The 16,212-nt window shown below is 34.4% G+C and carries 9 protein-coding genes and 1 pseudogene; 3 read left to right on the top strand and 7 right to left on the bottom strand.

Annotated features, from left to right (window positions below; all coding sequences use genetic code 11):
• Positions 1 to 330: 330 nt before the first annotated feature.
• Positions 331 to 530, top strand: a pseudogene (locus tag ABLB96_RS08050) (hypothetical protein); the annotation flags it as partial.
• Between the two features lie 382 nt (positions 531 to 912).
• On the opposite strand, the gene ABLB96_RS08045 reads toward ABLB96_RS08050, so the two are convergent.
• Positions 913 to 1,398, bottom strand: coding sequence for a hypothetical protein (locus ABLB96_RS08045; RefSeq protein ID WP_348896450.1), 486 nt, complete (start codon positions 1,396 to 1,398; stop codon positions 913 to 915).
• 48 nt (positions 1,399 to 1,446) lie between these two features.
• Positions 1,447 to 6,030 carry an RHS repeat-associated core domain-containing protein gene (locus tag ABLB96_RS08040; protein WP_348896451.1) on the bottom strand — a complete coding sequence of 1,528 codons (4,584 nt, stop codon included), beginning with the start codon at positions 6,028 to 6,030 and terminating at the stop codon, positions 1,447 to 1,449.
• A gap of 120 nt (positions 6,031 to 6,150) precedes the next feature.
• Between ABLB96_RS08040 and ABLB96_RS08035 the strand changes: the two genes are divergently transcribed.
• Complete coding sequence (locus ABLB96_RS08035) at positions 6,151 to 6,441, top strand: hypothetical protein (RefSeq protein ID WP_348896452.1); 291 nt, start codon at positions 6,151 to 6,153, stop codon at positions 6,439 to 6,441.
• Between the two features lie 438 nt (positions 6,442 to 6,879).
• Here the strand turns inward: ABLB96_RS08035 and ABLB96_RS08030 are convergent, their stop codons facing one another.
• The 5 genes from ABLB96_RS08030 to ABLB96_RS08010 form a co-directional block, all read right to left on the bottom strand.
• A complete protein-coding gene (locus ABLB96_RS08030) occupies positions 6,880 to 7,428 on the bottom strand; it encodes a TetR/AcrR family transcriptional regulator (protein ID WP_348896453.1) in 549 nt (182 codons plus the stop codon).
• A 781-nt stretch (positions 7,429 to 8,209) separates the two neighbouring features.
• The gene (locus ABLB96_RS08025) at positions 8,210 to 9,469 is read right to left on the bottom strand and encodes a ParB/Srx family N-terminal domain-containing protein (protein WP_348896454.1); all 1,260 of its coding nucleotides are present in this window, start codon (positions 9,467 to 9,469) and stop codon (positions 8,210 to 8,212) included.
• Between the two features lie 373 nt (positions 9,470 to 9,842).
• Positions 9,843 to 10,721, bottom strand: coding sequence for a MetQ/NlpA family ABC transporter substrate-binding protein (locus tag ABLB96_RS08020; protein ID WP_348896455.1), 879 nt, complete (start codon positions 10,719 to 10,721; stop codon positions 9,843 to 9,845).
• A gap of 520 nt (positions 10,722 to 11,241) precedes the next feature.
• Entirely contained in the window at positions 11,242 to 12,990 is a 1,749-nt protein-coding gene (locus tag ABLB96_RS08015) for an FAD-dependent monooxygenase (RefSeq protein WP_348896456.1), read from the bottom strand.
• Between the two features lie 685 nt (positions 12,991 to 13,675).
• Positions 13,676 to 14,566, bottom strand: coding sequence for a LysR family transcriptional regulator (locus tag ABLB96_RS08010; protein ID WP_348896457.1), 891 nt, complete (start codon positions 14,564 to 14,566; stop codon positions 13,676 to 13,678).
• 105 nt (positions 14,567 to 14,671) lie between these two features.
• Here ABLB96_RS08010 and ABLB96_RS08005 point away from each other — a divergent pair, with 105 nt between their 5' ends.
• On the top strand, positions 14,672 to 16,087 hold the full coding sequence (locus tag ABLB96_RS08005; RefSeq protein WP_348896458.1) for an aldehyde dehydrogenase family protein: 1,416 nt from the start codon (positions 14,672 to 14,674) through the stop codon (positions 16,085 to 16,087).
• The last annotated feature ends 125 nt before the right edge of the window (positions 16,088 to 16,212 follow it).

Here is a 16,212-nt window from a genome sequence, read left to right as displayed (position 1 = left end):
TTTTCGCATCCATATAAAAATACATAATTATTTTGGCTTTTAAATCATTTTGTTTTTATAACCAAATAGTTTTTGGCTAGATGCATCTATAGTGGTTCTACTTTATTCATCATAACTTACCAACTTTTTCTGAGAGTCATATCGTAACCCCCAAACGTAGCCTGTTAACTTTACCCTTAAAATTGGCATAGTTATAGCCATGCCATATAAGTTCTTATATTCTTATACTTTAATTCATTTACCTTAAACACGTAGGTTTAAAAAAAACACTCTATAACCGTGTCCCTTTCCTCCAAACTGTTTAAGCTTAAAACCTGTAGCAGTAAACCATCGATTGATACTGTAGCTGAATCATTAGGTGTAATTATGGATGGTAATGTAGGAACATTTTTCGGTGGAATTAGTGCAAGTATTACTGGTGGTGTGGTTGGCAATATTTTTGGTAAAAAGCGGGCGTAATGATCGATAAAAATATTTTCCAGAGTTATGAATGTCTAAAATATACATATCACTTTACCAAAAAGAAGTAAGATTTATCTGAGTGAAGCCTAGGTTTAATTTATTTAAGAAATAAAAAAAGTAAGTGACTGGAACATATTTACCCACCTAACCAAAAAGTAATTAATATAAATTAATGTTTAAAAAATAAGAGCAGAGACATTTAAAAAAGCACAAGAAATAGGGTACACAATATCAAAATTAGACATTAAATTTTATTACTTGATTGATTAATAATTTTCAAATTAATATATTTTATTTTCAATACATATTTTAAATTATTAATAGCACATTAGCCACCAAATAAAATCTTCCAAAAATTTACTTAAAATAAAAAATTAATATTCCATTCATTTTGATGTGTTTTTAGTGATCTCGCACATAACACATTAACTTATAGCCAAATTAAAAAATTCAGCATATAAATTCTAAACTTGGATTTAATTTATATTTTGAAACCCACTCTCTAATTAATTGAGGACTATCTTCTTTATTAATAATTTTTATTGAAATTTTATTTTCACCACTACTTAAAATATACAAATTTAAAACATATTTATCTTCTGAAAATCTAAAAGGTTGATTTAATTTATTACACTCTTCAATAATTTTCCGATTATTCATTATTGACTCTTGCACAAGAATATATAATTTACCTGAATCCTCTTTAAATCCAATAAAAAACAAGTTTTCATTTCCAAATTGGATTTCAGTTTTTTCACCATTATTTAAATACAAATTATAATAGTAATTATTATTATAAGTTATTCTATCGACACAAACACCCCCTGAAAGAAAACAGTCATATTTATTATCTACATTTGAAAATTTATTTATATTATATAATATAAAAATTATAAAGAAAATTACTACCAAAGATAAGATGTGTATAGCTTTCATATCCAACTCCTAAGGGGAAAAGATACATTATCTTTTCCCCTATTTATATTAACGTGGTTTACAAGCTGGACAATAAGGTTTACCTGTAAATTTGAATTTAAATCCTTGATTAATTACATTAGTTAAACCATTTGATGCTTCTCGTGCACCAATTACGGTACCCCAATTTCTTATCACAGTTTTAAAATCAAAAGCACTACTAGCCTTATGTTGTTCAAAATTATAATCATTCGGTAACAATGTTCCATCTTCCCTCATCATTAATTGCCCATGAACCCAATATCCTTTCGAACTTTTGGATGGTTTACTAATTAAACCTTCATCAATCCATTGACCAAAATGGTTTCTATAACCATTTGCCCGAACAGGAAGAACATATTGCCCTGTTTTTTTAATTTTTGTCCATTCACCATTAGGTTCTACTCTGAGCATTTCAGCATCAATTTGTACATCTGTACCTGGGCCACCATTAAATAATAAATGTTGATTAGAACTAAATAAGTCAGGTAAATTAAATGATTTTAATCCCCACTCTTCGAATAAACTAGCTTTATATGCACTATCACCTTTATAAGCTTCGAAAAATGAAAAATTATAACTATCCAAACCACTCGGATCGACATTACTTAATGGGTTATTCTCTGCATATGCATATGGATTTGGCCCACCTTCTAAACCTATTGGATCCGGCTCCATATAGCGGCCAAATTCAGGGCTATAGTAGCGATTTAAGTTATAGTGTAAACCAGTAAATTCATCATAATAATGACCAGGGAATCTTAAGTTAAATGTCAGATTTCTCGTAAGATATCCCATACCAAAAGCTGTACTGTCCCACATCCAAACCGCATTACCATTAACATTATCCACAAGCATTCTTGGTGTTGCATTGTGATCTGTCACAACAGCATAAACTTTATCACTACCTAACCCATAAATTGCCGCAACAGGACGATTCCCCATCCAGACATATTCAACAATTGGTGTTCCATTTGCCGTATACTCCCCAAGCAGATTACTATTTTCATCATAAACATACTGAACTGCACCAGCATACCAACTACCAGAAGTATTTAAAGCACGGACTGTACGCTCATTTTTATGGTTATAGGCCATATAATATTGACCGCCTTGCCCTTTTATGTATCGAATTTGACCTGAGCCATCATAACTACTTGATAAATCAAAAAGGTCTGCTGTATAAGTATTATATAATCCAGCATTAACTAACTCACCTGTTGGCAAATACTTCACACTGAGGTTATAAAAATCAATTCCATGGGCATTTTGCAAGTATCTAGTTATTTCTTCAAAACGATTTGAATTAGAAATAGCTTTGAACTCAAACCTTACTCCCATATAGCCAGTTCTATTTTCTGGGTAAGAACCCACTATTTTATTACCATTACTGCTATAACCATGGTAAATAGTATAATTTTTAAAGTCTCCTTTAAACTGTGATTCACTTAAAAGTTGATTAGACTTTGAATATGTAAAGTTCTTAATATGATTATTCAAATAATTAATTTTAGTAATTCTTCGATCACTATCAAAACTATATTCCTCCGCATATAAAGAAATATTATCTTTATTATTGAATGAAATAGCCTTTATTTCACCATTTTGAGCATTATCATAATTAATCAAATATTTAGCATTAGTATTTTCAATATTCCAAGAAGAAAGCTGACCATATTTATCATAGCTAATATTATTAATAAATGGATTACCAGCAATTTGTATAGAAGTTAAGTACCCTTTATTACCAACATAATTATAATTAATCGTACGACCTGATGGCATATTGATTGATGTAATTTTTCCAGCAGGGCTATAATCATAACCAACACTTAAAGAATTATTAGTCCCGCCCCATGTTGTTAGAGCCTTATTAGTTTGTGTCTTACCCACGACTCTATTTAATGCATCATAATTATAAGTAGTATTAACCCCAAATGAAGTATTACTTGATACTCTATCTAACCGCCCAAAACGAGAGTTGTCATAAGTATATTGATAGTTATATGCAAAAGCTGGATCTCCATCATTTTCACTGTAACAATTAATTTCGCCTGTACGCCCAATGCTATCAATACTAGAATAATTACAAGTTCTATTACCATGACTTTTACTAATCACCTGATCCGCTTGATTATAGTTATAAGTTTTTGCCCCATAGTCATTATTGATTTCGCTCTTAACTAAAGTACTGCTTACATAGTTAAAAGGGTTTGAGCCTGAATTCGCAGAGTCTTTTGAGGAAATTAGATTATCACTTTTATCATAATTTTTAGTACTTGTTTCATTTTCACCATTTGTATAACTGATATTTCTATTTAAGGCATCAAAGGTCCATTTCTCAACAATACCCAATGCTGTTTGTGTTTGAATAATGTTCCCATTTCCATCATAAAAAAAAGTCTTCCAATTTGAATTAGGATCTGTGCCCGTACGCGACTTCGCAATGCGTCCTTGTACATTAATTTCATTATAAGTATTAACAGCTCCTTCAACAGCCTTCAGTACATCATTGTCAAAGTAAGTCTGAATTGTCACATTACCATCAGGCATAGTTATTTTGACTAACCGCCCTACACTATCATAATCATACAATATAGATTCATTGTCAGGATTAGTTTCAGATTTTTTACGCTTCAGATAATCATAACTAAAACGAGTAACAGGTCCTGTAATATTTCCTGATTCACCTCCATTACCGATGACTTTTGCTTGTAATGTGCCATCTGCATTATAAATAAACAGATCCACTAAGCCTGATGGATAAACAATACGCTCAGGTTGAGCAAACGAATTATAATTTAGATATTTAGTAACTACTGATCGATTATTTACATTTTGAACCATAGTTGCTTTATTACCAAATGCATCATAAGTAAAGGTGGTTGAATCATCTACGTCACCACGTGGTCCATCAACATTACTGATAAGACCATAATCAACATTATTAGGGTTACTATAATAAGAATAGTTAATTATTTTACTATTACCCCCTCTCGGATAAGAGATTACCTGCTGTACGATCCATCCATTGGCATTAATACTGTTAGTGACTTTTTGTCCATCAGTCACAATCTCGTTGGGGGTTGGATATCTATTTTCAGTCCCATCTGTAAGTACTGTATAGTTATAAGTCGTCGACTGACTATCTGCTGTGCCAGAGGCAATTGTTTTTTGGGTAAGACGGTTAAGTTGATCATAATTAAACGTCGATACATTCCCATTTAAATCAGTGATTGACTTCAAACGATGTGTAAATGGATTAAATTGTACTGACCGAATAGGAGTGGAACCACTCAAAAGACCAGGGTAATCACCTTGAATTGTCATAGTTGCTGTTGCTGATGACATAAGTCCCAAATCAGCTTGATTATATGTTCCTGGTAGTGAAACTGCCGCCATAGTATAGTCCATAGCCTGATCTTGACCATTAATGGTAAAACGATTTGCAAATTCTCCCCGCATATCATTCCATGCAGAAATACTTCTTTGAGTTTTCTGATTATTTATTGGTGTATAAGCTGTAATCTGTGTGGTATATACTAGAAATACTGATGAACTATTATAAAATTGCCAAACATTTCCATACTCATATTCTCTTAATACATTGTTATTTTGGTCAATTACCCTTTTCAGTATTGGATAATTTCCTTCACTGGAACTCGTAATTTTTCTTGATGTATTATTTAGAATATATTGAATCCAATAGCCTCTAGACTCATCTTCATATTGAAAAGAAAAATTTCCAGCAACAATCGAGTTAATAGAAGAAATAGTATAACGAGTTTCTATTTTTGAAGGATCAATGATACTTTTGACTTGATTTTCTTGATAAGTGATACTTGATTTCTGAACATTTGAGCCGCTAATTAATTCAACACCAGTAATTAATTTACGTTCAAGATAAGTTTGATTAAGTGATCCAAACTTTTTGTACTCTCTAAGAATATTTAAAGTATTATTTCGATTATCTTTAACCTGAACTAAATTATAACCATTATCATATGACAAATCTAATTTTCTTCCATCTTGAAATTGTATTTCAGTAAACTTATACAAATAACTAGGAATAGTTGTACTACCAAAAACTGATTCCATATTTTTGTAAATAGAAGCCGTATACTTAACACCATCTTTAACAATGACAATAGAACCATTTACTTGGTTAAAAGAGATATCACGTAAATATTCGGAATAAAATGTTTTAGCTTCAAACTGCCCAGCTCCATTATAATAAATCCGTTTAAGTATTTTTCCCTCCTCTCTTGAAATCAAATATTTTTCACTACTGCCTGGTAATTGAATTATAAAAACACTTGTATTAGACGATGGAATGGTACTAGTAATTACTTGGCCTGAATATTCATTACTCCAATCTGCAACGCCACCTTCATCTAGCTCTTGATAGAGATTAGCACCTCCCTCACTTTCTAGACGTAAAGATGCATGATACTGCATGGTAAATGGTAAATTACCTTTCACTAAAGGAATATTTTGAGTAACTTTTCCACTTAACATATCATAACCTTTTGTAGCTCCCTGAATACCTGGCGCTATTGCTAAGTTATTTGTAAGAGCTGAATAATCAGTACCTGCTGCAAAACAAATAGACATGGATATCCAAGTTACTAAAAACAAAATTACTTTATTAAAAATTTTCTTCAATTTTTATTCATCTTCTCATTAAAATTGCTGTATAATTTAACTAATTGTTACAAAAATGAAAAGATGTATATGCAAAAAAAATATTTTGTTATCAGCAGTATAATTTTGACATTTATCATTAGTATACTTAGCTACCACTTTTATAAAATGGATAATAATCAAAAAAATATTAAGTTTAGATCTGATGTTCAGCAGGATATACAAGTTAAAAATAATGAGCAAATGATGTCCAAATCTTTAACTGATTTAATGAATACACAAATACAAGATAAGAAACAGAAAGTAAGTAATTTGCCAGCTAAAATATCTAATGAGCCTGGTCTTTCAAATCAATCTGGAGTAATTACTTTAGAAAAATAAGTTTATTTGTTATCAAGAAAGATAATTAGCTAGTTATAATCAGCCCCCCTATCTCTGAATTAGATGATATACTCAGGAATTAGGGGGTAATTTTCTCTAATTAATAGTTTTTCAATTTTTTATAACTATTTATGAATTTTAATATTTTAATTAATCTAAATATTAAATTTAAAAATACTAAAAAATTAAACAAATCAACATAATAATCCAACTAGAAATATTACCTTTTATATCTCACTAAGACTTAAGTACTAATGGTTTAGTATAAAAATAGAGATATACCAACAATACTAATATGGAAAATCAAACCAATTAGAACATGATAAATATTACTTCCCTAAATTCAGTTCAGTTTAAAATATTTTCCATACTTGAGGAAAGAGAGATAAATTACCATTTGGATACTTTCCTCCCATATTTTTTCTTATTTCATCTATTCTACAGACATAAAAAACACTCTATAACCGTGTCCCTTTCCTCCAAACTGTTTAAGCTTAAAACCTGTAGCATCAAACCGTCTATGAGGTTCAAAACCATGTTTGGATCAGGCTTTAATCCCCTAGTTTCTAAACTAAAAATCAAGTCAAAAATCTCATGATGCAACCATTTTCGATATTCAACCGCCATGCCGTAGGCCTTCGGATAAAGCAGTTTTATTTCAAAAATGGCTTTAAGTAAAAGATTGTACAAACTGTTTAAATTGGTATGTAAAACAATAATTTGTTTAAGTTTATCTTTTGAAGTGCAGTAACGGCTTGAGTAGACAATGGAGAGTACCTCTTCCTTCAATAGGCTTTTTTGAAAAACGATGCACATTTCGATCAGGCCTTCTTTTGAGCCAAAATACTTGTAAAGCGTGCCTTTGGTGATTTTAGTTTCTCTAGCAATCATATCTACGCCTACATTATTAAACCCATGCGTCGTAATAAGTTGTATGGCAGTCTGAACAGCCTGTAATTTTTTGGAAGAGGTTTCTAAATTTCGCATAGTTTTACCTTTTAAATTCTTGTTGTTTCTAAATGAGATAAAAAAGCCTGTGCCCTTTCTGGGAGAAAAAAAGGCACAGCAAAGCCATAAAGACTGTGCTTGGCACATCTCAAGTTTTATTGTTGCTAAGTTTTTTGAGCCGTAATGACTTAAAGCCTGAAAACCTATTGGTGATCAAGCTGCTTTGAAGTTTTTAAGCTGTGTCGTTATAGCTTATGGCAAGGGCTGCCAAGAAATTAAGAATGTGCAAAGCCAACTCCTTTTTATTTGGAGTTCTGCCAAGACATTAAAATTATGGTGGCAGAACGGAAAAGGGTTGACAGACCGGATTGGATTGACACCAGCACACTCGAAAGTGTCCCTCTCCCGTCCTACCGCTACGGGAAAGAGACGAGAAGTACCCTCAAAATTATCCCTCAGAAGGAATAACTCTGATGCAATCCAATAAAATCGGTCTGTCAAAACCGACTGGCAATGTGGCCAGCAGGCAAAGAATAGTTCCCAACTCTCTCTCAGTCAAGCACACAAAATGATATTTGTTTTAAATTAGATCATTAAAAAGTAAGGTTAAATAATTAACAAGTTATTGTTAATTTTAGATTTATAAAAATAGAAAAAATCTTAATAGAATGTGTAAGACGAAATGTTTAGGACTTAAGCAAGAGCAAGTCATGGCTTTTTAATTTTTAAATTATTAATTCCGTTCTGATCAAACGTTCATAATTTATTTATATTAAAAAAGGAGCGACTTTACTCACTCCTTTTTTATACTACGCATGAATTACCAACCCCAGCACGTTCCTGTAGCGGGTTTACCACATGCTTTGTAATTTACGGCATACCAGATGCTACCACCCGCACGCGGAGTTTTATCTTTCTTGATTTCATCACGGGTCAAATCTGCAAGATTGGAAATTGAAGTCGCAGTAACAGAACCTTTAGCCGCATTTTTCACAAGCTGTAATGCACCCAAATCTGCGGCAGTTGAAGTCCCATAAATAATATCAGTCGGTTTAGTACTTCCCATCAATAATGAATAATCAGCAACCGCTGCCTGATAACCTGTTGCACTCCCCGATACAGTTAAGTCCGTTTTTATTTCTGTAGATGCCAACACATCTGCAACACCGTACACACTGGCATCGGTATGATAAAAACTTAAAGGATGTACCAAGTTTTTGTCGATTTGCTTATTAAACCAATCTTCCCATAGAAATTCAGTATAGTCCGTTGCGTTGGCAACTTTGCTATAACCAATATCACGCGTGAAATAGACCAATGAACGATATGGATTATTCTGCATACCATCAGGGTTTGTTGCAGTTTTGAGGCCTAAGTTTTTAGGTAATTGTTGATATGAAATCGGTTGATTCTTTCCATCTCTTAACCATGCTCGGCCATTTGCAAGCATTTTCGCCCAAAACTCATCTGCCGTTTTACTATCGTTATAGTTCCCAACAACTTTTACCCATACTTTAAGTTGACCACCACCATCTGGCAGTTCACGGAACTCTGTCATCGTATGATGACCATCGGTCAGGTAAAGTCGCCCATCATAGCCAACAACGACTGTTTTCAAATCAGCCGTTTCAGTGCCCGGCTGTTCTTGGCACTTAAATGTCTCTAATTGTTTTAAATTGGCCTTTTGTAGGTCTTGCAGACTTGTAAAATCATCACGACCTTTTGCACCAATCGCTTCACAATAATCGCTAAACTTCTTACCAATGGTTTTATTTAAATAAACTAATTGATTGACTGGGTCTGCTTGCCAAGTTGGGCGCTGTAAATCACCTTGCCAACGACCTAATTTATAATAAATTTGATCATAGCCAATCGCACCCTGCGTTGGGATCAAGTCATCAATCGCAACTTGTATCACATCATTGGTTTTTACCGTTAGAAAACGCTGGTCACGAGTATCTGTTGGTGTTGGGGAAACTACTGTAGATTGCTGATCTTGGCTATCATTACAGGCAGTTAAACCCATCGTGCTCGCAATAAGAAACGCCAAACTTAGAACTTTATAAGATTTTTTCTGCATGACTGGAATTCACCCCAATAAATTGGATTATTTTCGACCAGCAGAATTTCATTTAGATGACCAATCGATGTCATTTTGATGAATATAGTTAAGCAGATGTATGATTTTAAAAGAATGAATAGCGTACAAATGCTAAAAAGAACTGATATTAAAAAACTTTTATATTTACCCAATGATTATGGCTATGCCTTGCCTATTCTTTAGAACAGCTTATTTTTTAACTCTTAATTCCCTATAAAACAACTTAAAATATAGATGTAAAATTAAGTTAATAAATAATTTTATTATCATTTCACTTAAGTACAACATTATAAAAAACTAAGCCCCGATACCGGAGCTTAGCTTTGAAAAATAATTTTAATTAAAAAATTACTTATTTGATGTCCGCAAATTCAGAAACAGGCTTGTTCACTTCAACTTTTGTACCACCGAATTTTTCACTCACAAATTTTTGTACTTTAGGTAAGTGATAAAGTTCGCCTAGCTTCGTATAGATCGGATCATTTTTGTTTGCTTCAGCCACACCCAATAAATTGACATAAAGCTTAGTAGATTGGTCAATTGGCTCACGGAAGATAGAGTCTTTCATTACATTGAGACCACCTTCTAGTGCCAATGTATTACCAAGTACAATCGCATCTACATCGTTTTTAACACGAACTGCTGTCGTCATTTGAATTGGTTTTAATTGCAAATTTTTAGGATTTTCAGCAATATCAGTGATAGTCCCTTTTACAGGGTCAAAGTTCGGTTTAAGTTTAATCAGTTTAGCAGACTGCAATAATGTTAATGCACGAGCTTCATTGGCAGTATCATTTGGAATCGCGATTGTAGCGCCTTGCGGGAACTCTTCAACAGTTTTAACTTTATTTGCATAAAGTCCCATTGGCTCTAAGTAAGTCGTCGCAACCGCAGCAACTTTGGCTTTGTTTGAAGCATTATAAGCAGCCAAATAGTTAAATGACTGGAACGCATTGACATCTTGTTCACCACTTGCGACAGATGTATTAAGCACAACATAGTCTGTCAAATTGGTCACTTCGAGTTTAATACCCGCTTCTTTAGTCTCAGGAAGCGTTGCAACATATTTCCATACGTCAGTATCTGAACCTGTTGAAACCAGTTTAATTGTACGAACTGACTCTGTTTTGTCTTTGCTTGCTGCTGTATTTTCAGTTTGTGCAGGTTGTTTGTTACATGCAGTCAGTGTCAGTACAGATGCGCTGAACAGTACACTAAATAATTTTTTCATAGATATATCCTAAACTAGGAAACGCCTCCTCCAAATAAGAGTGAGACATTCCCAACTATTGGGTCAAAATATAATATTTGGCTAGAAATAATTTCCAGATATAGGGTTTAGAAACCTGAATTCAGCCTTATTTCTTCCTTGAACTTGCTCGCCGAACAATAGAATTATGTTTTGAATCAGTTTCTAAGTATTGGCTCATCATATATCAATAAATGAATATTCTACAAATAACTTGATCAATTCTGACATGTAGGCAGAATCACTGTAAGATATTGAAAATAAAAAATATATTATATAAATGAATCAATTTTGGTTAAAATACATACTCTTTTGATTTATATGAAATTTTTAGGATTTGTTATCAATAATTAAGCTAAAGATTGGTTTGATTTATAGACTTTGCATATAAGAAACCCCTGCTTTTAACAGAGGCTTTTAGAATTTGACGGATACTGGAAATCCAAATTCAATAAAATACTTTTCAATAGATTTTATTAAAATTTATCTCATAGACAATCAACTAAATCAAACTAAGTATTGATGATATAGCACTAGATAATTCATCATCCGCCGCTTCAATTTTGTTACTTGTCCAAGCAATATAACCGTCCGGTCTAATCAGCATGCAATCATTTTCATCATTAGTCCAAGAGCGAGAAAGTTCTCCATAAGAGTCCTCAACATCTCTTTTCGGGCCTACCTGTATAACTTTAATATCCAAGTTGAGCTGGTTATTAAGTTTGTCTACAGCACACTTCCATTTGTCACCTTGTAGCCAACAGAAAAGCGTAAACTTTCCATTTCCAATTAAGTCTAAAGTTGAGATTTTTCTGTGATTTTTGACTAGCCATGTATGAGGAAGTTTATGACCAGGGGTAAATGAAGGATAATAATGAAGATCTTCATCTCTACTAGAATCTACTTTATTTTCAATAGCAGACTCTGCTCCAATAATTGCAGATGAATTATAGCGCACGTTAGTTTCTACTCCTAAAGCAGCAAATTCATAAGCTTTATATTCAATTGCAGACCTTAAATCACGACGTTTAACAGCACCGTTTTCATTAGCCTCACTTAAAGCGTTTATGCTTCCTTGCATCATCTCGGTACTATACTTTCCATCTAGCTCTAAAGCAGAAAATATTGTAGAGAACTCTCTAACACTTTGATTGGCTCGTTTAACAATTCGCTCACCAACCGGTGCTCTTTCATCATTAAAACTGTCTAATAAACCACGACCTGCTTTGCCATTTAATACAAATGCTAATTTCCAACATAAATTATAAGCGTCTTGTATAGATGAGTTTGAACCTAAGCCATTAGAAGGCGGATGACGATGGACAGCATCACCAATACAGAAAACTCGTCCTTTCGAATATTGCTCTGCATACATTTCATTGACTGTCCATAACGACTTACTACTTATATTTATTTCAATATCGTTATCACCAATAAGCTGTTTGCAAATCGCAATCGCTTCATCATCGGTAAGAGAAGGCTCTTCTTTTTCAATGTCATACCCCCAAACAATTTGCCATTCATTCCAAGGTCTGACCATGCGCAACAACCCCAACCCGATTCCACCAATGTTTGCTCCGGGTTGTATAATCCACCATAGGTATCCAGGTCGATGCGAAACATATTTTGTTAAATCGGCTTTAAAAATAATGCTGATACTGCCACTTTTTCCCATTTTACCTGCCATAGGTAAATCTAGATCTTTTACGACTTGGCTGCTCGCCCCATCAGCTCCGATTAAATACTTACATCGGATTAAGTATGTTTCTTTAGTTAATCTATCTAAAACAGTGACAGTTACACCATCTTCATCTTGTACATGAGATAAATATTCCGTATCAAATCTTGGATGGCTACCTCGTGATGCTGCATTTGAAAGCAAAATAGGTTCAAATAGGTGTTGAGGCAGATCGCACTGCTCACAGGGACTTGCTTTAGCATACTCTGACATTCTTTCTGGATTATTCATGCCATATGGAAAGCGTCCAATTTCATCTCCCGTTAAAGATGTGCAATAAACAACATCTCCCATAACTTCCTTTGGCGCTGCTTTTGCTATTACTTCATCAGATATCCCTAAGTCTCGGACAACTTCCATTGTTCTTTGACTGATATAATGGGCACGAGGACTATTTGCCAGCCATCTATATTTAGTTATTATGATATTTCTGATTCCATAAGTACTTAACATAAGTGCAGCAGAAGAACCAGCAGGACCGCTTCCAACAATTAAAACATCAGTTTCTAACATTTTTATCCTATTACTTACATATTCTTGGTAACTAAATGGCTATTGCATATATTTAAAGAAAATAACCATTGTAGGTTTAATATTGTTTCTTAAAACTCATTTAGACCAACTTTAGTTAAATCCTTCACAGCATTAATTATTAAATAAGCCTATAAAGTAGATTTTAATGTCTTCTAAAGTTCAAAATTTTAATAAACAAGGTAAAGCTAAAATAACTAGATGATCTAGAGTTTAAAATAAATATAACACTTGAGATTTATTGATTGCATTGGCAAATCTATGCAAATTATATCTATTACCCAAAACAATAAATCCACCGAGTCTCTATAGCAGAGGATAGCAAAGAGATTGAATTTATAAAGATTTTAAATGCATATCAATACGATTGGCTATAAAATCACAAAATCATTAATTAAAATTAAAAAATACCACTCAAAAATGGTAAAACAGTTATTTATAATACTAATTTTAGTGATATAAAAATTATAAATTATTATCGAGATAATGTTTATATTACTTACTTGGGGCTTATCTGAAAAAAAGAATGGCTTGTTTGGCGAGCAAATCCATTCAATCCGACTGAGCACACTTCAAACTTCCCTTTAGGTACAACCTGCTTGATCTGCCCTCCTATATGCGACACGTGCTCCATCAGATCTGCATACAACAATAAACTGTCTAGCCTCTAATTCAATTCATGTATCATATCAATCAATGCTCTTAACCGAGCTGGTATGAAACGATGTCCAGAATAATATAATCTTAAACCACCAAATGAGGGACACCACGAAATCAATACAGGTATGAGCTTACCTGCCTTTAACTCTTCCTCAATCAACCACTCAGGCAGAAAACCAACCCCTAATCCCAACATTACAGCTTGCTTAATTGCTGTCAGTTCATTAAGTGTGAAACGAACCGGAAGATCCATTCGTAACTTCTGCCCTTTTTTCTCTAGTTCCCAGTGGTAAATACCACCATGTGACATACGCATACCGATACTCTGATGCTGAAGCAGATCTCGAGGGTGTCTCGGCTTAGTGTTGTTCACCCAGTATTCAGGTGTTGCCACGATTAGCATACGAATGTCGGGTGTCAAAGCCACAGCAATCATATCTTGCGGTACAAACTCAGCTAAACGAATACCTGCATCAAAACCACTAGCTACGATATCTACCGAACGAGAATCACTTGTAATATCAATACACATTTCAGGATAGCGTTGCGCATATCGATTGAACAATGGTGCTAACAGAAATGTAGCAACACCTTGCGGTGCATTAATACGCAATGTACCACTGGGTATTTCAGAACCTGTGCTCGCTTCCTCACCTGCTCTTTGAATCTCAATAAGTGCTGGCGCAATACGCTCTATATAACGAAGCCCAGTATCAGTAAGTGCCACACTCCGCGTTGTACGATTAAAAAGCCGTACTTTAAGACGTGCTTCAAGCCCAGCAACTGCGCTACTTACAGCAGTAGTAGACATGCCTAACTCTTGCGCTGCTCCACGAAAGCTATTACGACGTGCGACAGCCAAAATCACTTCCAGTTCAGTCATTCCTGTTTTATGCATAGATTATCCTGAATTTAAGGATGACTCATTCATTAAAAACTAGCTTATCAGAATAATGAATCATGACTAGACTAAATACATGACATATCTAATAGGATAATCAACATGACCCGTATTGAACAAATCTATATCAATGGCGAGTTTGTGACTCCATTTGGGCAAGAATGGGCTAACCTTCATAATCCAAGTACCGAAGAGGTTTTTGGTCAAGTAAGACTAGGCAACGAACAGGATGTACAACTTGCAATTTCTGCTGCAAAGTTGGCATTTCCGGCCTGGTCACGCACTACCCGTGAAGAACGCATTGCGGTACTGGAACGAATGCATCAAGCTATTGTTGCATGTGAAGATGAGCTCATGGAAGCCATTCTTTTAGAATATGGCGCTCCATCAGTTAAAGGTCGTTGGATGGCAACCTACCCAGCTGATGCAATTGCACAAACCATTAGTTCCTTAAAGGAATTTATCTTTGAAGAAAAACTTGGTCATGCCAAAGTAGTCTATACACCTGTAGGCGTAGCAGGCTTGATCACCCCATGGAATAGCAATGCAGGCTTTATTTGCAATAAATTAGCCACTGCATTAGCAGCTGGGTGCACAACAGTCATAAAACCAAGTGAAATGAGTGCATTACAGACACAAGTGATAATTAAAGCTTTACACAAAGCCGTCCTCCCACCCGGCGTTTTTAATATCGTAAATGGGCGCGGAGAGATTGTTGGAGAAGAAATCTCTAAACATCCAGATATCGCAAAAATCTCTTTCACTGGCTCAACTTTGGTTGGACAACATTTAGTGACCGCAGGCGCTGCTACGATGAAACGTATTACCTTAGAACTAGGAGGTAAGTCACCTACAATAGTATTAGATGATGCAAATTTTAATACGATTATACCACTAGTATTACAAGCTGGATTTGCTAATAGTGGTCAAGCCTGTATCGCTGGTACTCGTATTCTAGTCCCTCGATCACGTCTGAGCGAATTCGAACAAATCACCAAACAAGCTGTCATAAAACTTAAATCTGGAAACCCATATCTGGCTGATACAGACATTGGGCCTATGGTTAGTGAGAAACAATGGCTACGGGTACAAAATTATATCCGTCTGGGACAAGAGGAAGGTGCTGTACTACTTACTGGAGGCGAAGGTAGACCAGATGGATTTCAAGCAGGTTGGTTTGTCAAACCCACAGTCTTTACCCAAGCCAACAATCAAATGCGAATTGCTCGAGAGGAAATCTTTGGTCCAGTACTAACGATTATTCCTTATAACAATGATCAAGAGGCTATTAGCATTGCCAATGATACAAACTATGGTCTAAGTGCATTGGTCTTGGGAACAGATATAGCTCGTTGTGAAGCAATTGCTCAACAAATTAATGCAGGACGTGTGCTGATCAATACACTAACCAATGAACCTCATGCACCATTTGGAGGTTTCAAGTTTTCTGGATTAGGTCGGGAAAATGGTCGTTGGGGCATTAACGCATATCTTGAGCCTAAAACCATAGTAGGTTGACATAAAATGCCAACTGGGCCTGTAAATTATTTTGTGGCTGTTCAACGACTCAACTAACCGTTAGCGATTTCCCATTTATTCTTTTCTAGTCCTATCCCATGTAATTCAACCCAAATTTTTGTGTG

The organism is Acinetobacter sp. XH1741 (assembly GCF_041021895.1).
In the GTDB taxonomy this organism is placed as follows: Bacteria; Pseudomonadota; Gammaproteobacteria; order Pseudomonadales; family Moraxellaceae; genus Acinetobacter.
The sequence above is the reverse complement of the archived record's forward strand: the minus strand, read 5'-3'. Positions and strand labels throughout refer to the sequence as shown.